This is a genomic window from Cohnella fermenti, from assembly GCF_004801405.1.
GTDB classification, from domain to species: Bacteria; Bacillota; Bacilli; order Paenibacillales; family Paenibacillaceae; genus Cohnella; species Cohnella fermenti.
The window spans coordinates 373,320-394,992 of the sequence record NZ_SSOB01000001.1 but is presented as its reverse complement, the minus strand read 5'-3'; the positions used below and the strand labels follow the sequence as shown (position 1 = coordinate 394,992).

General features: G+C 63.7%; 15 protein-coding genes. 2 read left to right on the top strand and 13 right to left on the bottom strand.

What is annotated here, in order from left to right:
- Positions 1 to 366 precede the first annotated feature (366 nt).
- Complete coding sequence (locus E6C55_RS01490) at positions 367 to 1,173, top strand: transposase (RefSeq protein WP_136367987.1); 807 nt, start codon at positions 367 to 369, stop codon at positions 1,171 to 1,173.
- Between the two features lie 490 nt (positions 1,174 to 1,663).
- Here E6C55_RS01490 and E6C55_RS35165 read toward each other — a convergent pair whose 3' ends face one another.
- The 6 genes from E6C55_RS35165 to E6C55_RS01465 all read right to left on the bottom strand — a co-directional run bounded on the left by E6C55_RS35165 (position 1,664) and on the right by E6C55_RS01465 (position 8,524).
- Positions 1,664 to 2,548 carry a DUF5605 domain-containing protein gene (locus E6C55_RS35165; RefSeq protein WP_330999584.1) on the bottom strand — a complete coding sequence of 295 codons (885 nt, stop codon included), beginning with the start codon at positions 2,546 to 2,548 and terminating at the stop codon, positions 1,664 to 1,666.
- Between the two features lie 85 nt (positions 2,549 to 2,633).
- Positions 2,634 to 3,086: a DUF5060 domain-containing protein gene (locus E6C55_RS35160; protein ID WP_330999583.1), complete on the bottom strand. Its 453-nt coding sequence runs from the start codon at positions 3,084 to 3,086 to the stop codon at positions 2,634 to 2,636.
- A 515-nt stretch (positions 3,087 to 3,601) separates the two neighbouring features.
- The gene (gene glpK / locus E6C55_RS01480) at positions 3,602 to 5,266 is read right to left on the bottom strand and encodes a glycerol kinase (RefSeq protein WP_230986460.1); all 1,665 of its coding nucleotides are present in this window, start codon (positions 5,264 to 5,266) and stop codon (positions 3,602 to 3,604) included.
- A gap of 11 nt (positions 5,267 to 5,277) precedes the next feature.
- Complete coding sequence (locus tag E6C55_RS01475; RefSeq protein WP_136367986.1) at positions 5,278 to 6,216, bottom strand: transketolase family protein; 939 nt, start codon at positions 6,214 to 6,216, stop codon at positions 5,278 to 5,280.
- Positions 6,217 to 6,220: 4 nt separating this feature from the next.
- The gene (locus E6C55_RS01470; protein ID WP_136367985.1) at positions 6,221 to 7,069 is read right to left on the bottom strand and encodes a transketolase; all 849 of its coding nucleotides are present in this window, start codon (positions 7,067 to 7,069) and stop codon (positions 6,221 to 6,223) included.
- 21 nt (positions 7,070 to 7,090) lie between these two features.
- The gene (locus tag E6C55_RS01465; protein ID WP_136367984.1) at positions 7,091 to 8,524 is read right to left on the bottom strand and encodes an L-fucose/L-arabinose isomerase family protein; all 1,434 of its coding nucleotides are present in this window, start codon (positions 8,522 to 8,524) and stop codon (positions 7,091 to 7,093) included.
- 208 nt (positions 8,525 to 8,732) lie between these two features.
- On the opposite strand from E6C55_RS01465, the gene E6C55_RS01460 reads away from it, so the two are divergent.
- Positions 8,733 to 9,767, top strand: coding sequence for a LacI family DNA-binding transcriptional regulator (locus tag E6C55_RS01460; RefSeq protein ID WP_136367983.1), 1,035 nt, complete (start codon positions 8,733 to 8,735; stop codon positions 9,765 to 9,767).
- A gap of 108 nt (positions 9,768 to 9,875) precedes the next feature.
- Here E6C55_RS01460 and E6C55_RS33545 read toward each other — a convergent pair whose 3' ends face one another.
- The 7 genes from E6C55_RS33545 to E6C55_RS01425 all read right to left on the bottom strand — a co-directional run bounded on the left by E6C55_RS33545 (position 9,876) and on the right by E6C55_RS01425 (position 21,626).
- Entirely contained in the window at positions 9,876 to 11,540 is a 1,665-nt protein-coding gene (locus tag E6C55_RS33545; RefSeq protein WP_168735394.1) for a helix-turn-helix domain-containing protein, read from the bottom strand.
- Between the two features lie 2 nt (positions 11,541 to 11,542).
- On the bottom strand, positions 11,543 to 12,880 hold the full coding sequence (locus E6C55_RS01450; protein ID WP_136367982.1) for an NtaA/DmoA family FMN-dependent monooxygenase: 1,338 nt from the start codon (positions 12,878 to 12,880) through the stop codon (positions 11,543 to 11,545).
- A gap of 12 nt (positions 12,881 to 12,892) precedes the next feature.
- Entirely contained in the window at positions 12,893 to 13,837 is a 945-nt protein-coding gene (locus E6C55_RS01445; RefSeq protein WP_168735393.1) for an ABC transporter substrate-binding protein, read from the bottom strand.
- 533 nt (positions 13,838 to 14,370) lie between these two features.
- Complete coding sequence (gene cydD / locus E6C55_RS01440) at positions 14,371 to 18,216, bottom strand: thiol reductant ABC exporter subunit CydD (RefSeq protein ID WP_136367980.1); 3,846 nt, start codon at positions 18,214 to 18,216, stop codon at positions 14,371 to 14,373.
- Position 18,217: 1 nt separating this feature from the next.
- Positions 18,218 to 19,228, bottom strand: coding sequence for a cytochrome d ubiquinol oxidase subunit II (cydB, locus tag E6C55_RS01435; RefSeq protein WP_211093502.1), 1,011 nt, complete (start codon positions 19,226 to 19,228; stop codon positions 18,218 to 18,220).
- A gap of 21 nt (positions 19,229 to 19,249) precedes the next feature.
- Positions 19,250 to 20,659: a cytochrome ubiquinol oxidase subunit I gene (locus E6C55_RS01430; RefSeq protein ID WP_136367978.1), complete on the bottom strand. Its 1,410-nt coding sequence runs from the start codon at positions 20,657 to 20,659 to the stop codon at positions 19,250 to 19,252.
- A 481-nt stretch (positions 20,660 to 21,140) separates the two neighbouring features.
- Complete coding sequence (locus tag E6C55_RS01425; RefSeq protein WP_136367977.1) at positions 21,141 to 21,626, bottom strand: hypothetical protein; 486 nt, start codon at positions 21,624 to 21,626, stop codon at positions 21,141 to 21,143.
- Positions 21,627 to 21,673: the final 47 nt, after the last annotated feature.

The window sequence follows — 21,673 nt, the reverse complement described above, 5'->3', positions numbered from 1 at the left end:
CGTTTGCTCCGTGCTGCTTCCATTGTAGCTCCGGCGTCGCGGGAAGGGCTTTTGATTTGACGACTTTCGGGTTTAACTAATCCGACTTTGTTCGGCAGATCGAGCGAGGAGCAAGTAGTCGAACGCTATCTCTCCTCTCTCCCCCTTTCTTCTCCCCCCCTCGCGAGATAATTTCCATATTATTACATATATCGCGAACGACTTCCCCTTTCTGCGCATTATGCCTCATCTCCCCTTTGATCAGGAACTTCTCTTCCCGGACTCCAGCCTTCGCGCGGCAACATTTTTTTACGGAACCTCTTGCATTAATTCTAGAAAATTCTACAATAAAAGAGAACATTCGTTCTGTGTCGTGGAGGTGTGACCATGCTCGAGAGCTATGCGGAGTTTCTGGCGAAGCAAGGCGACGAAGACGCTTGCGCGGCTTATTTCTACCGCTGCCGGTGGCCTGACGGGTATCGTTGCCCGCTCTGCGGCCATCGGGAGGCATATACGATCTCCACTCGCCGTCGGCCTCTGTTTGAATGCGTGCGCTGCCGCCACCAGGCTTCCGGCACTTGCATGGAAGGAACGCGGACCGCGCTTTCGAAGTGGCTGTTCGCCATGGAACGCATGAGCGATACGTCCTCCGGCATCAACGCCGCGCAGCTCGCGAAGCAGATCGGCGTCACCTACAAAACGGCTTATGCCATGATGAACAAGATTCGGGAGAGCCTCCTACTTGAACTTGACGGAGCGGAGCGGCTGAGCGGGCGCGTGGAAGCCGGCTTGGCGATCTTCTGCCCTTCCCTGACTTCCATCGGCAAGCTTAACGAGCAGGAGCATCCGGTAGCTATGGCCATGGAGATCGATGACGCCGATCGTCCCGTGCGCATGACTTGGATGATGCTCGACCGCGAACAGATGAATGGCAGCATCATCAATGCGGAAGCTCGCCAGGTGTTCAAGCGCCGTCACTTCGCTCCCAATCCCGTCAGCCAGGCCGCCGACGTACAGCGGTCCTGGTATTTGACGATTCGCCATTGCCGGAACCTGGCCCCGATTATTCGTGCGGAGTTCAAGCGGATTCGAACAACCTATCGCGGCATCGAGCAAGCTCGCTGCCCAAGCACCTGGCAGAAGCCATCTTCCGGTGGAACGCCCTTCAGAACGGAAGCGACTGTATGCAATTGATGATGCAGGCCTGTCAAACTTTCCGTCGTGCGCAGCGTTCTCCCTCCGACCTGAGGTCGGCCTGTTAACCCTGCCCGCAGCGCAGAATCCGCCCGGCCGTCGCCGCAGCGCCCCGACCGTCTCCCGACCGCCACCCGACCACTGCCGCGTTCCGATCACCGTGCCCCGACTGCCGTGTTCCGATCGTCGCGTCCCGACTGCCGTGTTCCGACTGTCGTTTTCCGACCATCACGTTCCGACTGAGGCGTTCCGATCGTCGCGTCCCGGCCATCGCGTCCTGACTGCCGTGTTCCGACCGACTGATGCCGGGTGTCCCTGTTGATCCCTATCCTGAGCGAGCGGGAGAAGAGACATAATGCCTTCAGAGCAGATATGATGCTTCGGAGGACTTGCGAATCGGCGCTTAAAGCAAACGGAGACCATGTCTCGCGACACGATCTCCGTATTCTGCACTCTGAACTGACACGAGGCCGCCAGCGTCACTTCTCCGTCACGCCTTCATGAGCCTCACGGCCATGTACTCCCGTCCCGCCAGCTCCACGCGGAACGAGCCTTCGTACGTTCCTTCACGACGCTTGATCGTCATGTTCCACGTGTCGATGACGTCGACGGTGTAGCGGGTTCCCGGCTCCATGTGGAACACTCGGAACGACGGGCGGTTGATGCCGAAGTAATACAACACATACTCGCCGGGAACGCCGCCGATCGGCACGTCCCAGTCCATCGGCGACTTCTTGAACGGATGGATGCCGCCTTCCGGCCCCTCCTCGAGAATCCGCCGCAGGAACGCGATCCGGGCCGGGCTCGTCCCGAGAAGCTCGTCCCCCTTGGCCCACCACAGAATGTCTTGCGGGTGCAAGTATGTCTCGCCGTGGCCGACGTAGCCTCCGCGGACCGCGCCTTCCCAGAAGCGCCGGGTCATCTCTTCCCCGCTGATGTTGCCCCAGCCCGTCTCGATGTTGCCCTCGTACGCGCACTCGTCGATGTCGACCGGCTTGTTCCACTTGGCGCGCCATTCGTCCGTGTACTCCGCCGTCCGGTACACGTCCTGGCGCTGAATGCTGCAATGAGTGATCCACGGGCGACTGTAGTCGTAGAAGGGGTTGCAGTTGTGGATCGAGATCAAGTGGTCATGCGGATCGTTCCCCGTGACGATGCCCGCGAACCGCTCCCAATCTTCCGTCTCCTTCTCCCACATCAGGTCGTACTCGTTGGCGAGCGACCACCAGACGTGGCGGAACGCGGACAGCCGGGCCGTGATGTAGCGCAAGTAACGGTCGTCCGCGACCTTGCCCATCTCCGAGAAGCCCCAGCGGTCGTCCGCGTGGAACAGAATCAGGTCGGCCTCGATGCCGAGCTCGCCAAGCTGCGCAATCCGGTTCTCCAGGTGGCGGAAGAACGCCGGGTTGAAGCGGGAGTAGTCCCAGCCTTGCTCGAGCGATCCCTCATACGGGTAGAGCTCAGCTCATTCTCGTCGTACAGGTACGCCTTCGGGAACACGCACATGCGCATTTTGTTAAAAGGGGCCTTGGAGAGGGTCCGGAGTGTCTGCTTCTCGAGTTCGTTCCCTTGGTGTGTCCATACGTAGCAGGTAGTCCCGACCGGTAATAGGGCGTTCCGTCCTCATAAGCGAAGTGGTACGTGTTGCTCACCCGAACCGGGCCGCGATTGCCTTCAGCCTGCGCCAGGGCCGCGAACCGGCCTTCGATGCCGTCCAGCGAACGCGCATTGCTGCTCGTCCGGAACGTCCACTCCCCTTCGCGGTCCGGCATGAACCGGATGAGATAGCTGCCATCCCCGTCATAGAAGCCAAGCGCCCGCTGCGTCCGTCCCTCGAACGAGAACTCGGCGCTCAAGTCGACGTCGACGAACGGGTTGCCGTGGCTCGGCCCTGCGAGCGCAAGCTCAAACACGCCTCAGCGCCCGGCTTCGGCAGGCGAACTCGTCGCAGCCGAACCGCGGGCGACCGACGCGTCCTCGTAATCCGCAGAAGCAGTCTTGTCCGGCGTGTCCACGACCGGCCCGAACGGCTCCAGCTCGCGAAGCAGCGCCGCTCGCGTCTCTTCCGAAGGCAGGGACTCCAGGTAGGAGCCGAACGGCTGAAGCTTCAGGAACTGAAGCCGATAATCGGAGACGTCCAGGGAAGGATCGCTCTGAACAGAATTGCCCTCGACTCCGGGTTCTTTAACAGATGGCCCAGCTTGACTGTCTCTTGGAATGACATGAGATCCTCTCCTCTATTGTAATATCACGTATCTTTCGCTGCGCCTACTTCCGTATTCGTACTCTTCCTCATCCCGCAGAACGGTCTGACCGTCCTCCACTATCGCGCTCAGACCGCCCCCGGATATTCCCCTGCTCGCCCTATCCTGAGCAAGTGGGAGAAGAGACATAATGCCGCCAGAGAAGAATTGTGCCGGCAAAACGTTCATAACGCTCCGATCACGGAGAAGACGGCCCGCTTCCAGCCTGCGTAATTCTTCTCCTTCTCAACCTGCGCCATGCGAGGCTCGTAGACAGTTCCGGTCCCGGTTCCCGTGTCTCCGCCATCCGTCCCTCCGTCTTCCGAGCCTCCGCCTCCCGCCCTTCCGGCTGCTTCTTCAAGCGAGCCCCAGAAGCCGACGCCCAGGCCGCCGAGGTACACCGCCCCCATCGCGGACAGCTCCGCGATGCCCGCCTTCGCCACGGGCCGGCCGAGCGTGTCGGCCTGGAACTGCATCAGCACGGCGTTCGCGGAAGCGCCGCCGTCCGCGCGCAGCTCCGTCAGCGGGATGCCCGCCTCCGCTTCGAGCAGCTCCGCCGCATCGCGCACCTGGTACGCGATGCTCTCGATTGCGGCGCGCACGATGTGCTCGCGTCCCGTGCCGCGGTTCATGCCGACGAGCGCCGCGCGCGCGTCGGGCTGCCAATACGGTGCGCCGAGCCCGACGAACGCCGGCACGAGGTAAACGCCTTCATTGGCCGGCGCGCGGTCCAGAAGCCGCTGCATCTCGTCCATGTCCGCGAACAAGCCGAGGTTGTCGCGCACCCACTTGAGGCTGTCGCCCGACGTGCGGATGACCGCCTCCAGCGCATACGTCACCTTGCCGCCGCGCCCCCAGGCGATCACCTGCACCAGACCTCCGCCCGCCGCAATCGGCCGGTCGCCCACGTTCATGAGCACGGAAGTGCCCGTGCCGTAGGTCGCCTTCGCCATGCCCGGGCTCCAGCAGCGGTTGCCGAACAGCGCCGCCTGCGAATCGCCGATGACGCCGCAGATCGGCACCCGCACGTCCCCGAACAGCTCGGGGTCCTCCGTCTCGCCGAACCGGGCGTCGGACGAGCGCACCTCGGGCAGGATTGCGGCCGGAACTCCGAACAGCCCGCACAGCTCCTCGTCCCACTCCAGCTTATGGATATTATACAATGACGTGCGGCTTGCGTTCGTGTTGTCCGTCGCATGAACGCGCCCTCCGGTCAGCTTCCAGATGAGCCAGCTATCGATCGTACCCGCCAACAGCTCCCCCGCCGCCAGCTTCTCGCCGGCACCCGGGACGTTGCCCAGCATCCAGCTCCACTTCGCCGCCGAGAAGTAGGGATCGAGCAGCAGCCCGGTCTTCTCGCGGACCGCCTGCTCCCATCCCGCCTCGCGCAGCTCGGCGCAATACTCCGCCGTGCGCTGGCACTGCCAGACGATTGCGCGATGAACGGGCCGTCCGGTCGTCCGGTCCCACAGCACCGCGGTCTCCCGCTGGTTCGTGACGGTCAGCGCCGCAAGCCGCTCCGGCCCGACTCCCGCCGAGGCCAGAGCCTCTCTGGCGACCCGCTTCGCGTTCTCGTAAATCTCGAGAGCATCGTGCTCCACCCAGCCCGGGCGCGGATAGTATTGCTTATGCTCGCAGGAGCTGCGCGCCGCCACCGCTCCCGAACGGTCGACCAGCAGCGCCTTCGTGCCCGACGTGCTCTGGTCAATGGCGAGAATATAGATCTTCGTCGACGCCAATTCCCGCTCCCGCTCCACCTTCGCCTGCTGTTCCGCCTTCGCCTGCTGTTCCGCCTTCGCCTGCTGTTCCACCATCGCCTGCTGTTCCGCCTTCGCCTGCTGTTCCGCCATCGCCCGGCCTCCTACCTGCCGAGCAGCTCGAGCGCGAGCCGCTTCAGGTTGTCCGCGCTGATGCCGTAATGCTCGAACACCTCGCTCGTCTTGCCCGCGATCGCCGGCTCGTCCGCGATGCCGACGATGCGCATCGGCACGGGATGGCGCTGCACGAGCACCTCCGCCACCGCGGCGCCGAGTCCCCCGTGGATGCTGTGCTCCTCCACCGTGATGACATGGCCCGTCTCGCGCGCGGCCCGAAGCACCGCCTCCTCGTCGAGCGGCTTGATCGTATGCATATTGATTACCCGACTGGACACACCCGCCGCCTTCAGCGCCTCGTGCGCATCGAGCGCCACGCGGACCGTCTCGCCCGCCGCGACAATCGTCACGTCGGAGCCGTCCCGCATCGTGACCGCCTTGCCCAGCACGAACTCGCCGTCCTCCGCCGATTCGTACGAATCCTCCACCGGATTGCGGCCGATTCGCACGTACACGCCGCCTTCATGCTTCACGAGCGCTTCGGTCATCCGCTTCGTCTCGTGCCGGTCCGCGGGCAGCACGACCGCAAGTCCCGGAATGGCGCGCGCGACCGCAATATCCTGCACCGAATGGTGCGACATGCCGAGCGCCCCGTAGCTGACGCCGCCGCTGATGCCGACCAGCTTCACATTCGTGCCGGAATAGGCGACGTCCACCTTGATCTGCTCGATGCTTCGCATGCTCAGGAAGCAGGCCGGCGAAGTCACGAACGGCTTCTTGCCGCTGTGGGCCAGCCCCGCCGAGATGCCGACGATGTTCTGCTCCGCGATGCCGACCTCGACGAACTGGTCGGGGAACTCCTTCGCGAACGGCGCCATCGCCGCCGAGCCGCGCGAATCGCTCGCCAGCACCATGATGTCGCGGTCATCCCGTGCCAGCTCCGCCAGCGTCTCGCAGATCACTTGCCGATTCGGAATCTTGTTCATGATTTTATCGCACCTGCCCTTCCAGTCGCGCAAGCCTCTCGGCCGCTTCCTTCAGCTCCGTCAGCGCCCTCGCCAATTCCTCGTCGCTTGGCACGTGATGGTGCCAATGCGGGATGTTCTCCGCGAAGGATATGCCCTTGCCCTTGACCGTATTCGCCATAATCAGCGTCGGCTTGCCGATAGCGGCAGGGACCCGCTCCAACGCCGCCACGAGCGCATCGATGTCGTTGCCGTCCAGCGAGACAACGTTCCAGCCGAACGCCGCCCACTTCTCGTCAAGCGGGTCGAGCCCCATCACTTCCTCCGTGGAGCCGCTGATCTGCAGCCGGTTGCGGTCGACGAAGCCGACGAGATTATCGAGCCCGTAATGCGCCCCCGCCATCGCCGCCTCCCATACCGAGCCTTCGGCCTGCTCGCCGTCTCCCATCAAACAGAACACCCGGTACGCCTTGCCGTCCCGCTTCGCCGCCAGCGCCATGCCGACCGAGATCGCCAGGCCGTGCCCGAGCGCCCCCGTGTTCATCTCGATGCCGGGAACCTTGTTGTTCGGATGCCCGATGAGCCGGGTGCCGAACTGGCTGAACGTCGCCAGCTCCTCCTTCGAGAAGAAGCCGAGGTCCGCGAGGATGCACCAGAGCGATTCGACGGAATGTCCCTTGCTCGCAATGAAGCGGTCGCGGTCCTCCCACTTCGGGCGGGCCGGGTCGATGTTCATGATTCGATAATAAAGGGCGGTCAGAATGTCGGTATTGCTGAGCGAGCCGCCGGTGTGTCCGGTCTTGGCTCCGTGGATCATGCGAAGCAGGTCCATCCGGATCTGAATCGCCTTCGCCTTAAGCTCCGTGTTGTTCATACGAGTTCCTCCTCCTCCCGCTCACAGCCCCGCGCCGCGCAGCCATGCCTGAATCTCGCGCTCCGTCGGATCGACCGGGTCCGGCGTCAAGCCGGGAATGTATTGGCACGCCTCGTAGATCGCCGGGATGGCGTTGGCGTGAATGCCGACGGCATGGTGCACGTAAGGCCCCTTCACCAGCCGCTCCTCCCAGAGCGGCCAGTCGTTCACCTCGACCCAGACGTAGGAGCCGCGAGTGTACGGACCTTGAATACCGCGAGCCTTCCCGAGGAAAATCGAATACTCCCCATGGTCCCCGTCGAACCTAGCGATCGTCATAACTCCGCCGCGGATCTCTCCTTCATGCGTGCCCGGCGAGTGGTCGTCGAACAGGAAGTGCTTGCGGAGCTTCGGCTTCTCCTCCACGCTGAGCGAGACCGGGAAGTTCCCGCAGTGGAACAACAGCTCGCCGTTCGGGTTGTCCGGGTGGCGGATCGTCAGGTCGGCGAAGAACGTCGGGGCCGTGTTCATCGTCGCCGCCTGCACCATAACGGAGGTGATCGCGCCGTGAATGTCCGTCTCGCACGTAACCGGGATCTGCTCGTCGGTCAGAATCGCGTTGGCGAGGCACGGCATGATGCCCATCGCCTCCTGCAACGCCGACCAGCACTGGATCGCGATGGCCGAGCAGCCGTTGCCGACCGCGTATTGCTTCATCGCCACCTTGAGCGCAGCGATCCGGCGAACATCCTCCTCCGTCACTTCCGAGTAATCCAGCTTCGCCTTGATATAATCGATCGCCTCCGCCAGCTCCGAGCTGTTGCCCGACTCGACCTTCTTCGAGGCGCGCTGGATGTCGATCAGCGTAATCGGATGCAGCTCGATGCCGAACCGCTCCAGCAGCTCGCCCTCGTTGCACATCATCGTCCAGAACGATGTCGGACGCGGCCCGATCTGCAGAATGCGCAGCGACTTGAACGTCTTCACGACGTTCGCTGCCGCGACGAAATTCGTGAACCCGCGCTCGAACACCGGATCGTTCACCCGCGAATTCGTAATGTAGGTGAACGGGACGTTGAAGCGCCGCAGCACCTTGCCTGTCGCGAACAGCCCGCACTGGGTGTCGCGCAATCTCATGCCGTCTTCAAGCGGGGCTTCGTCGCGCGGTCCCCACAGCAGCGTCGGCTTGCCGACCGCCTTGGCGACCCGGGCGACCGTGTCCTCGGTGCCGAAGTTGCAATGCGGGAAGAACACCGCATCGACCCGCTCGTCCTGAAGCTTGCGGGCGATGGCGTCGGCATTGAAGTGATCGTCGTACAGCAGCCCCTCGTCGTTCAGGCCCTCCAGATCCACGATGTCGATGTCCATTCCGAACGACTCGATCCGCTCCCGGATCAGCACCTTGTATTTGTAAGCGTCTTCGGCACTGAATGTAAAACGCCGGGTCGGCGCGTATCCGAGCTTTAACTTGGCCACGATGGTTCCCCCCGCTTGAACTGGTTGACTTCGCCTTCATGGTAGCACCGCGAACTAAACTCGTCAATAAATTTATTTAGTAATTTTAATAAATTTGTTTATATAAATCTCGTGCTGCAGGGGAACGCCATCTTTTCTAATCCGTTAAAAAATGCGATAATGGGAGGAATCGGAGCTACTAAACAGATAGGTGTGTGGATGTGTGGGAATGAAGATCGATGACATCGCCAAGCTGGCCAACGTATCCAAGTCCGCCGTCTCCCTCGCCTTGAACGGCAAGCCCGGCGTCAGCCCGGAGACCCGCGACAAAATTCTGAGGATCGCGCAAGACACCGGCTATGTCCAACGCTCGCAGGTGCACGCGCAGCAAGTATACCGAACGAACCGCTTCTTAAGGCTGGTCGCCCTGACCAATTCGGGCATCGTTCTCGACGAGTTCGAGAAGCAGCCGTTCTTCACCGAGCTTATCCGCCACATCGAGGACCAATGCAGCGGCAACGGCTATTCGCTGCTGTTCTCCTCCATCCAGGCCGACCAGTTGGCCGAGGAGGTCCAGCGGCTGTCGACGGACGCCGAAGCGAGCGGACTTATTCTGCTCGGAACGAACCTCGCGCGGGAGCAGGTCGCGCTCGTGTCCGAGCAGATCGAGCATCTCGTTGTCCTGGACACCTGCCATCCGGCGGTGGCCGCCGACTTCGTCGTCATGAACAACGAGATGGGCGGCTGCCAGGCCGCGCGCCATCTGCTCGAGCTCGGCCATCGGCGCATCGGCTACGTGCAGTCGAAGAGCCGCATGCACAACTTCGACGCCCGCCGCCGCGGCTTCGATGCCGCCCTCGAGGAATTCGGGCTCGCGCTTGCGCCGGAGCACATCTTCACGATTGCGCCGACCGTCGTCTCCTCGCAGAAGGAGTTCGTGCAGGGCTGGGCGAGCCTGCGGGAGGGCCTTCCGACCGCGCTGTTCTGCGAATGCGACTACATGGCGATCAGCGTCATCAAGTCCGCCCACGAGCTCGGCATCCGCGTCCCGGACGAGCTGTCGGTCATCGGGTTCGACGACATCGCGGAAGCGGAGGTCATCACCCCCGAGCTGACGACGATTCACGTCGAGAAGGAGACGATCGCGGCACTGGCCGTCGAGCGGCTGCTACGGCTGACAGAGCAGGAGGGGCCAAGCCCTCGCCTGAAGACGCTCGTCGACACGTCCCTCGTCGTGCGGAAGTCGACGAAGGCGCTGCAGTAGGCGGGAAGCGATCCGCCGAACATAGCAAAGAGCTGTCCGCTCGCCGTTTGGAGACGGGGGACAGCTCTTTTTGTTTGGCGCGCCGGGCTTGCAAGCGGCTCTCGAGACCTATGGCCGCTCAGCGCCGCTGCCGATCTGCCGATCCAGGATGGAAGGCTCGCACCAGTCGCCCTCCTGCTCGCCGGGCGGGGCCAGCAGCTCGTCCACCCGGTCAAGCTGCCAATCCAGCGAGTAGGCGCTGTTCGCGATGCCGCACAACCGAATCAGGCAGACCGAATTGCTTCTGACGGCGCGAAGCTCGCTCCAGCCCTTCGCTCCCTGCAACTGCTTCAGCCATCGCGAGTGCTGCGGCGTCATTCCATTGACGATGTACAACCGGTCCGCTTCGATTCTTCCGATCTCCCCGTGCGGAACCGCGAGCCTTCTCAGGGCGGCGTCTCTCTCCGTCGTCGCTTCCATCAAGGGGGAAGGAGCGAAGCCGATCACATCGTAGAAGGTGGGGAAGAACCGCGAAGCGTGCACCCACACCTTGCCCTCGTCCAGCCTCACAATGGCCGCGCTCTCGCCCGGCTTGACCAGGGATGCGCACCGGCGCTGCACCTCCTGCTTCCGCCTCGCGTATCGCTCCTGCCACTCCGCGGCTTCCGCTTCCCGGCCGAGCACGCGCGCCACCCGCTTCAGCCGATCGAACGAATCGGTATCCCACGGAATGACGATGACCGGAGCCAGCTCCGCCAGCTCAAGCAATTCCTCCTTGCCCATGAAGTCCGACGCCAGAATGAGGTCCGGCTCCAGCGCCTTCAGCAGGTCCATGCGGCAGGCATCGCCGCCGATGCTCGGAATGTGCTCCGCGTTGTCGGGAAGCTGGTCAAGCGTCACCTCCAGCGAGCCGAGCGGCCGCAGCCCCAGCGCAAGCATCTCGCCCGCGTAATGCGGCGTGACGATTCGGGAGTCCCGGTGGCGCTGGCGGACATACTCCTTGGGAGAGCAGCCGACCATCCGCTTGAACCGGCGATTGAAGTAGTGAACATCCTTCATGCCGATCCGATTCGAGATATGGCGCGAAGGCACATCCTTCTGCAAGAGCAGCTCCCTTGAGCGATTGATCCGATATTCGTTCAAGTAATCGATGGGCGACTTGCCCGTTATCTTCTTGAACACGCGCGCGTACTGGCGCGGGCTCAGGTTCGCATTGGCCGCCAATTGGGCAACCGTCAGCTCCTGGGAATACCGCTCCTGCAGGTAGGCGATCGAGCGTCTGACGGCCGTCAGGGAATCGGCCCGGTCCTGCTCGGACTCCATCTGCTCGAGCAGCCTGCACAGCAGCGCCTGGCATCGAATCTGGAGCTTGAATCGCTCCAGGAACGATTCGGCGGCCGCCTGCTCGTACAGCCCGGCAAGCTCATCCTGCTGCTCGGCGAACGGCTTCAGCCGCACGATTCGGCGGTCCCGCTCCCGCAGGTCCCCTTCCTCCGCCTGCCCGCACGGCGTCTCCACCCGCCCGAATTCCAGGTAATACCCCCGGGCACGGTCGAAGTCGGCCTCCAGGCGAACGCCAAGGGAGACAGCGAACAGCAGGCTGTCTCCCTTGGCCAGATGAAGCTCCCCCTCAAGCGATCGGCATTGCCCCTCCGTCAGAACGAGAACGCCGAGCCCGTCGGCAGGCTGGAGCCGGCGCGGCTCATCCCCCTCCAGCCCGAATCTCTCGATAACCCGGAGATAGAACGCCTGTACCGACTTCAGCACGACTGCCTCTCTTGCCATGGTGGTCATGATCACCCTCCCGTGAACGAATTGCGCGGCCTCGATACGCCCAGACGCTCCCGAAGGGTTGCCCCTTCGTAATCCGTCTTGAAGATCCCTCTTCGTTGAAGCTCGGGGACAACCAGTTCGACGAGATCGTTCAGACCGGAGGGGAGCACGCTCGGGATGTAGATGAATCCGTCCGCCGCTTCGAGGGCAAGCCATTCCTCCAACGTATCCGCGACTTGTTCCGCCGAGCCGACGATGCTCAGGTGCCCGAAGCCTCGCTCCAGCTCGCGGTACAGCTCCTCGACGGTGCGAAGGCCCAACTGGTCGGCCCGCTCCTTGTGAGCAGCATACTTGCTGCCGGGAAGCTCGTCCGCAGCATCAGGCAGCTCGCTGTCGATGCGCAGGCCCCGCTTCTCCATGTTCAGACCCGTCAGGAATGACACCAGGTCAAGCCGGGGTGTAGAACGTTCCAGTCGCGCAAGCTCTTCTTGCTTGCGTCGCGCTTCCTCCGGAGTCGCTCCGACGATGAGGCTTAACCCCGGCATGATGACAAGATCGTCCCATCCCCGCCCGTATGCCGCCAGCCGCCGCTTCGTATCGCGGTAGAATTCCCGGGCTGCCGACAGATCATTCAGCATCGTGAAGATGACATCAGCCTGCCTCGCCGCTCGCTCCCTGAACGCATCGGACTCGCCCGCTTCGATCAGAAGCGGATGTCCCTGCGGCGGACGCGGCACGTTGAGCGGCCCCTTCACCGTAAACCACTTGCTCTCGTGGTTCAGCCGATGAACCTTGCTCGGGTCGGCGTAGATGCCGGACACCTTGTCGGCAACAATCGCGCCGTCCTCCCAACTGTCCCACAGCGCCTTCACGATCTCGACGAATTGCCGCGAGTGCTCCGCCCTCTCCTCCTGCGCAGGCCGACAGCCGCCGCCGAAGTTGCTCTCCTCGGCATCGCCGCGCGACTGCACGATGTTCCATGAAGCGCGGCCGCCGCTCAGGTGATCCAGGGAAGCGAACATTCGGGCGACGTGATAGGGCTCTTGGAATGTCGTGGACACGGTCGCCGCCAAGCCGACATGCGTCGTGACCGCCGCTAGCGCTGACATCAAGGTGACAGGCTCGAGCCATACGTTGGAATGCCGCTCGAATTCGTCCGGCGTCGCGCCGGGCGTCCGGTATTGGTCGGGCATGAACAGGAAGTCCAGCTTCCCCGCTTCGGCTTGCCCGGCCAATCTCGCACAGTAGGCCAGCTCCAAGCCCTCCGTCGTCGCCGCATTATCGTGCCGCCAACCTCCGCTCGACGCCCTCGGCGCAACTAACGCCGCAGCCAGCTTCAGCTTTTTGCCAGTGGGGCTCATGGGGTCACGTCCTTACGGGTTCGTGAGCAATCGATACACCTCGTCGAGAGCCCAGTCCATCGTCGTAATATCGTTAATCGAGATACGGTTGCCGATCTCGTACGCATGTCCCGCCTCAACTGCGGCCAGCCCGCTCCAAACAGCGCTCTTCTTAAGCTCATCGAAGGCTCCACGGGAGTCTTCGTCATTCACAATGACGAACAGGTAGTCGGCGTTGAACTCGGGCAATACCTCTTGCGACAGCATCGTCGAGCCGAACTCCCCCGCCTTCTCCAGCTCCGCCTGCTTGTCGGTCAGCTTGAACTGGTAAGCGTCATAGAGAACGGGGAACGTCGAGCTCTTGTACAGATAAATATCCTTCTTCGCGAACTGCACGATCAGCGCCGTCTTCCCTTCCAGCTCCAGACTCGCGGTCTTCTCCCGCATCTCCTGCACGCGGGAGTCGTAGTCGGCGATCCACTGCTCGGCCGTCTCCTCCTTGTTCAGAGCGTCTCCCAGCATGCGGAAGGTGGCGATGGGATCTCCGAAGAACGGCGTCGTTATCGTCGGCGCGATCTTGCCGTACGTCTCAAGCTCGTCCGCAGTCGCCCTTGCATACGTGACGATCAGGTCCGGGTTCATGGCGAGCACCTTCTCGTAATCCCCGGCCACTCCTTCGCCGACAATCTCGATCCCCGCCTTCTCCTCTTCCGTATAGTAGCGCAGCAGATTCGCCGTCGAGCCGACCGGCTTCTGCCCGAGCGCGATCATCTCGCCAACCGTCCACAGCGCGACGACCCTCTGAGGATCGCTCGGAATCTCCACCTCACGACCCTGCGCGTCGACGAACAGCCGTGTCTCCTCTTGCGCGTTCGCGGATGCCGACGGACTCGTATTCTCCGCTTCATTGCCGCACGCCGCCATCACAATCGCCAGAACAAGAATCATAATACCCGGAACAAATTTTCTCTTATGCACGTTCAGCCCTCCATTATGCACCTTTAACCCTCCACAGCTTTTTTGAAAATGATTTTCATTATCATTATAGGTAGCGAGAGCGTGCCCATCAATAGCGGATACCGTCAACCTGATAGGGGGCAAATCGGTCATGGAACGCGAATAAGAGTGCCCGGCGCCCGGCAGGCGCTGCGACACTCTTCCGATCAGGGGCGGCAGCTTGCGCTATGCGATCCCATCGAACTTCCTCATCCCGCCGAACGCTGGCTATTCTTCCATCCATCCCTTGCGAGACAAATACCGCAATACGAATGTTACTAATTATGGATATTGCAGAGAAAGGGGGCTCACCCTTCCTGATGCTTATGTCTCTTCTCCCCGCGGCTCAGGAGCCTCCCCTTCCAGATATGGTGCCGCCGCCGGGCGTTCCGTGCCCCTATCCTGAACGAGCGGGAGAAGAGACCTAATGCCGTCGGCAGAGACAGGCGCCGGGGGCCGGGTCGGCGGGGTTGACAGGGTTGGCGGGATTGGCCGGGTTGGCTGGGGTAGCCGAATCAGGCCGGGTGGCGCCCTCGCCCGATCCTGGGCCGATTCGCCTCCTCCTGCGTCCCGGCGCCGTGCCGCTCGAGCGCCTCGCGCCAGTCGCGCTCCCGCTCGAGCTGCCAGAGGCGATAGTAGTACCCCCGCGCGCTCAGCAGCTCGCGGTGAACGCCCCGCTCTACAATGGCGCCTTCGTGCAGCACGATGATCTCGTCCATCCGGTCGAGGCCGGTCAGGCGGTGGGTGACCCAGAGCACCGCGCGGTCCGCGAGGGCGTCGTTCATGCCGCGGATGAACGCCCGCTCGGTGAGCGGGTCGAGCCCCGTCGCCGGCTCGTCGAACAGGATTGCGGGCGTCTTCATCAGCAGCGCCCGCGCCAGCGCGAGCCGCTGACGCTCGCCGCCGGACAGGCGCGAGCCCCATTCGCCGATGACGGTGTCATAGCCGTCCGGCAGCCGTTCGAGCGTGTCGCCGAGCAGAGCCAGGCGCGCCGCCTCGCGCACCTCGGCGTCGGACGCGTCCGGCCGTCCGAGCCGGATGTTCGCCGCAGCCGACGCGTTGAACAACTGCGCGTGCTGCGTCACGACGGCGAACGAGGAGCGGATCGCCTCCTCGGGAAGCCCTATCAGCTCCTCGCCGTTCAGGCGAATGGAGCCGGTCTTGTATGGCCGCTCTCCGAGCAGGAGGCGGAGCAGCGTTGTTTTGCCGGAGCCGCTCTCGCCGACGACGGCGATCCGCTTGCCCTGCGCGAGCGTGAGCGAGACGCCGCGCAGCGCCTCGGGCTCGCCTTCGGCATAGCGGAAGCTGAGGTTCTCGACCGTCGCCTTCCACGGCATCGCGACCGCGGCGGCGGCTCGCTCTCCGTCGCCGGCCGCCGCCGCTTCTGCGCTCGGCTCTGCGACCATCTCTCCGCCCGCCTCCGCCAGCTTAAACAACCGCTCCGCCGAGGCTAGCGTCTCGCCGAGCTGTTGGAACGCCGCCGGAAGCGGCGTGATCGCTTCGAAGCAGGCGAGCGCCATCATCGCCAGCGCCGGAATCGCGACCGGCGCGACGGCTCCCTCTCCGGCCAGATGGACGGAGAGCAGCAGCACAAGCGCCATCGCGAGGTGAGCCGCCGCGAGCATGCCGCCGCCTGTGAACGCGCCGATCCGCAGATGCTCGCGCTGCAGCTTCGCCAGGCGGCGCTGCCCTTCCGCCAGCTCGGCCAGGCGGTCGTTCGTCCGGCCGAACGCGGCCAGCTCGCGCAGCCCGAGCAGCAGCTCCGCCGTCTCGGCGTACAAGCGCGCCCGCTCCCGGACAAGCTTCATGCCGTGCTTCCGGCCCCCGATGGAGCCGAGCCACGGAATGCCGATGCCGGCCGCCAGCATCATGCCGAGCAGCAGCAGAGCCAGCCGCATATCGTGAGCCGCCATCACGGCGAAGCCGAGCGCCCCGGTCAGCACGGCGACCAGCGGCGGAGCGAGCACCTTCAGGTACAGGTTCTGAAGCTGCTCGATATCCGACACCATCGCGCCGAGCACGTCGCCGCTGCGCCGCTGCTCCAGCAGCCCGGCTCCCTTCGGCTCGAGCCGCTCGTACAGCCATACGCGAACGCGATGCAGGATGCGGAACGTCAGGTCGTGCGAGACAAGCCGCTCGACGTAGCGCAGAACCCCGCGCGAGATGCCGAAGAAGCGCACCCCGACGATCGGAACCCACAGCAGCAGCACCGTCTCCGGGCGAAGCGCCGCCTTGGCGATCAGATAACCCGACGTCCCCATCAGCCCAACGTTCGCGGCGACGGTCAGGAAGCCGAGGAACGCGGCCAGCGCCACCCGCCACTTGTAAGGCTTCACGAACGCCAGCACCCGGCGCAGCGTCCGGGTCGGTGCCAGGTGAGCCAATGAATCTGCGCCAATGTCGGTGAACGCAGGCTGCGCCTCTTCCTCGGCGGCTTCCTGAGCGGCTTCTTGAGCGGTTTCCCGTGCGGCTTCCTCAGCCTCCGCCTCAGCTTCCCGGTCGGCGGCAGCCGCCGCCGACCGGTCCGCTTGCGGATTCCGTCGCGCTTCTCCTGCCGCGTCCGCCTTCTCCGCCGCCCCTGCCTTCTCCGCAACCGGCACATCGTTCGCTGCTCTTGCTCTCTCTACTTCCCGCGCCTTCTCCCCGCAAGCCGCTTGCCGCATCTCGGCGTACAGCCCGCCGGAGCGGGCCAGCTCTCCCGGGTGGCCGAACTCGACCGCCCGCCCCTCCGCGATGACGAGCACGCGGTCGGCGTTCTCCGCCATCTGCAGCCGGTGGGCGACCGTAATCGTCATGCGCCCTTCCATCAGCCGCTCCAGCCGCTGCTGAAGCCGCGCTTCCCGCTCCAGGTCGAGACCGCTGGTGGGCTCATCGAGCAGCACGATCGGCGCGCGCATCAGGAAGGCGCGCGCCAGCGCCAGCCGCTGCGCCTGGCCGCCGGACAGCCGCACCGCTTCGCCGAGCCGCGTCTCGATCCCGTTCGGCAGCGCGCCGACGAACCCGGCTCCCGCCGCGCGGATCGCCGCGCCCAGCTCCTCCCCGCTCGCGTCCGGACGGCCGAGCGCGACATTATCGCGCACCGTGCCCGCGAACAGGCGCGGGTGCTGCCCGACGGCGCCAAGCTGCCGGCGCCACCACGCCATCGACAGCTCGCCGAGCGGAACCTCGTCGACCCGTATCTCGCCCGACGTCGGCTTCACATACCCTTGGAGCAGGTCGAGCAGCGTGCTCTTGCCCGAACCGGTGGGGCCGACGATCGCCAGCCGCTCTCCCGGCGCAAGCTCGAAGCTCACGTCCGTCAGCGCATCGCGCTCGGCCCCCGGATACCGGACGCTGACGCCGCGGAATTCGATCCGGTAGCCATATGGCGATGCCGGCAGCTTCCGGCCGTCCTCCCGCTCCGCCCAGCCCGCCGGCTCCTTGTCCAGCAGCGCCAGAATGCGCTTCGCCGCCGAGACGCCGTTCGCGCTCGAATGGAACTGCGTGCCGAGCGAGCGCACCGGCGCGTAGAACTCCGGCGTGAGCAGCAGCACCAGGAACGCCGCCTCGAACCCGATCTCCCCCTCGATCAGCCGCAGCCCGAGGAAGACGGCGACAATCGCGGTGCTTAACGTGGCGAACAATTCCATCACGAACGCCGACAGGAACGCGAGCCGCAGCGTTCCCATCGTCGTCTTGCGGTAGTCCTCGCTGATGCGAGACAGAATGCCGATCTGCGCCCGGCTCCGGCCGAACAGCCGCAGCGTCGGCAGCCCCCGCACGATATCGAGGAAGTGCCCGCCGAGCCGCCCGAGCACCTGGAACTGCTTCTCGGCCTTGGCCTTCGCCGTTACGCCGACGAGGATCATAAACAGAATCAGCAGCGGCATCGTCACCGCCAGCACGACGGCGGACAAGGCGTCCAGCCCCGCCACCACGCAGAAGACCGCCGTCGGGATAAACATCGAGAGCGCCATCTGCGGAAGATAGCGGGCGAGGTACGTCTCGAGCTGCTCGACGCCCTCGTACGCCGTTCCGGCCAGCTCCCCGCTCCTCTCCTCCTTCGCGCCGACGGGCCCCAGCTCCGTCAGCTTGCGCAGCAGCCGCCCGCGCAGGTCCGTCTTGATGCCGAGCGCCATCCGCGAGGAAGCGTACTCTCCCGCCGATTGCAGCACGGCCCGCAGCACAATCCAGCCGAGGAGCGCCGCGAACGCCGGGAGCAGAGGCCGCAGCCCATCCCCCTGCAGGAAAGCCCTGTCTGCGATATCGGCGATCCAGACACACTCCAGAATGAGCACAATTCCGCTTGCCACACTCAGCAGCACGCTGAATGCGAACAGACGACGAACTCCTTTTACCCGAGCGAACAGTCCCTTGACCATATCAGTAGTCCAAGTGGTCGCGCACGCTGACGCGCTTGCGGAACACCCAGTACGTCCACGCCTGGTAAGCGAGCACGAGCGGCACGGTGCACAGGGCGACGACCGACATGACCTGGAGCGTGTACTCGTTCGAGGACGTGTTGTGGATCGTAAGCGTCCAGTCCGGATTAAGCGACGAGATCATCACCCGTGGGAAAAGCGCCATGAACACCGTAATCGTCGACAGAGCGATCGTAGCCCCGGTCATGATGAACGCCCAGCCGTCGCGGCCGGCCTTCAGGAAGAACGGCACCGAGATCAGCGCGAAGCCCGCCATCGTCGGAACCATCCCCGGCATAATTCCATTGCGCGTAAACATGTCCGTCTCGAAGTAGCTGAGCACGACGAACAGCAGCAGCACGGCGCTTGTCCACGCCCCGATCTTGTTCGCGAAGCTCCGCGCCCGCTCCCGAATGTCGCCTTCTGTCTTAAGCGCCAGGAACAGCGCTCCGTGCAACAGGAACAGCAGCACGATGCTGACTCCGGCCGCGACCGAGTACACCGAGATCAGGTCCCAGAACGTGCCGACGTAATTCGTGCTCTCGTCGATCGGAACACCGCGCATCAGGTTCGCCAGCGCCACGCCCCACAGCAGCGGGGGAAGCAGGCTGCCGATGCCGATGACGTAGTCCCACAGGGAGCGCCACTTCGGATTGTCCAGCTTGCTGCGGAATTCGAACGCCACCCCGCGGCCGATCAGCGCCAGCAGCATGAAGAAGAGCGCCAGGTAGAAGCCGCTGAACAGCGTCGCGTACCAGCCGGGGAACGCCGCGAAGATCGCGCCTCCCGCTGTGATGAGCCATACCTCGTTGCCGTCCCACACCGGGCCGATCGTGTTGATGAGCACCCTGCGCTCCCTGTCCGTCTTGCCGAGAATCGGCGTCAGCATCCCCACCCCGAAGTCGAAGCCTTCAAGGAAGAAGAAGCCGACGAACAGCACGCAGATCAGAATAAACCATAACGTCTCGAGCATAATCGTTGTCTCCTCCTTGGATTAGAGCGTTCCGAGCAGCGGGTCCTGCGAATCCGGCTTGACCGTTCGCGGCCCTGTATCCCCGTGTCCCGTCTCCTCCGGCGGGTCCAGACGAATCGTGCGAACCATCAGATAGGCAAGCGCGACGAGCAGCAAGCCGTAAATAACCGTGAACCCGATCAGCGAGGTCAGCACCATTCCCTTGGAGACAAGCGGCGAGACGCCGTCCTCGGTCCGCTGCAGCCCGAATACAATCCACGGCTGGCGGCCGACCTCCGTCATGATCCAGCCCGAGCTGTTCGCGATGAACGGCAGCGAGATCGCCGGGATCATCCACTTCAGGTAACGCGGGAACCTCTCGAGCCGGTTGCGGGCGACCGCGTACACGCCGAACAAGCTGAGCACGATCATCAGCACGCCGGCGACGACCATGATGCGGAAGCTCCAGAACGTTGTTCGGACCGGTGGGATGTAGTTGCCTTCCCCGTACTTCGCCTCATACTCCGCCTGCAGCTCGTTGATGCCCGGCACGCTGCCCTCCAGCTTGTTGTACGCGAGAATGCTGAGCGCATACGGCACGTCGACCTGCATCGAGTTCTTCTTGCCGTCCGAGTCGATCCAGGCGAACACCGTCCAGCCCGCATGGTCTCCGGTCGTGTCCCAGAGCGCTTCGGCGGCGGCCATCTTCATCGGCTGCGATTCCATCAGATGCTGCGCTTGGCTGTGGCCAGCCATCGCCGTCATGAAGCTCGCGACGAGCGCCACGATGACTCCGATCGAGAACGACGCCTTGAACTGCTCCGCCTTCTGCTTGCGCAGCAACTTGTACGCGCTCACCCCGGTCACGAACAGCGCGCCGGTCGACAGCGCACCGAAGATAACGTGCGGGAACTCGACCCATAGCTGCTTGTTGCCCAGCAGAGCGAAGAAGTCGGTCATCTCGGCGCGGCCGTTCCGAAGCTCGAAGCCGACCGGCTCCTGCATGAACGAGTTGGCGCTCAAGATCCACAGGGCCGACAGCGTCGCCCCGATCGCCACGAGCCAGATCGCGGCCAGGTGCGCCTTCTTGGGCAGCTTATCCCAACCGAAGATCCAGATGCCGAGGAACGTCGACTCCAGGAAAAACGACACCAGCGCCTCCACCGCCAACGGACCGCCGAACACGGCGCCTACGTAGCGGGAGTAGTCCGCCCAGTTCATGCCGAACTGGAACTCCTGCATGATGCCGGTGACGACGCCGACCGCGAAGTTGAGCAGGAACAGCTTGCCCCAGAACTTCGCCATCTCCTTGTACTTCTCATCCTTCTTGACCACGTACAGCGTCTGCATGAACGCGATCAGATAGGCGAGACCTATCGATAACGGCACGAACAGAAAGTGATACACCGTCGTGATGCCGAACTGCCACCTTGCCAGATCCACTGCTTCCACATTATGGCCTCCCCTCTTATCGCGAACATTATATAAGGAGTGGGATTCTTCCCTATGTGATTTTTATCACTAATTTGCGTGGCGGAAAAAGAAAATGTGTTAGAAAACGGTTTTTGGGCAGTGGGCGGGGCGAGAACAGCGCGGAAGTGCGGGAGGGCGACATAGTCTGGCGGGGCTGGCGGCAGGGTGGACAGGCATGGCGGCAGGGTGGACAGGCGAAGGGCTGGGGCGAGGGGCTGCTACTCCCTTTCTCTCAAAGGGTGCCTTATCCCTTCCGGTCAGTTCCCGCTCCGCGAGCGGAATTCTCCCCGGATGACGCCCGGGCGAGAGGCAGATTAGTGTGGGGAAGCAGGTCCATCTTGGACACGGAACAGCGGGGAGAGGCGGAATTTGTCTGGATAACACTCGTGGCGATAGGCGAATTGGCGGGGGTGAGGAGTAGGGTGATCTTGCACAACTGCGGCACACTTCCTCTCTGCTCCTAGCTGCTGTGCTGCTCGCCAAGTCCCTCCTCCGGCAGACGGATGGTGAAGGTCGTGCCCCGGCCGGCAATGCTGTCCACTTCGATGGCGCCCGGGCGGAAGGCTATGTTCTCCTCCTCTGCTCCGTTCGGCGTCTCCCGCCCCCGGTCCCATTCCCGCTCCAGCTCCGCAATCACAAACGACAATTCCTTGTCCGCACGACTGCCGGAGAGCAACACCGACAACTGACCTCCAGCTTCCAAACGGGCTAGGGCTTGGCTGATCAAAGCGAACAAGTCGGAGGGCGGCAGGGCGAACGCTTCGGCCGAAGCGCCTTCGGCTCCCCCGTCCGGCTCCCCTTCGCAGCAGGCTCGTTCGGCAGTCCGCTCCGCGCTGCTTGCCCCTCGGCTCGCAAGGTATAGCCGCTCCTCTTCCGCTTCGAGACGGAGCATCTCCATCAAGCGAGCGGCCAGTTCGCGAAGTCCTTCCCTGTCTCCGAGCTTCATAGCATTTCCCCTCCTCGCGCTTCTGTCTCTGTCTCCCTAGTTTGCCC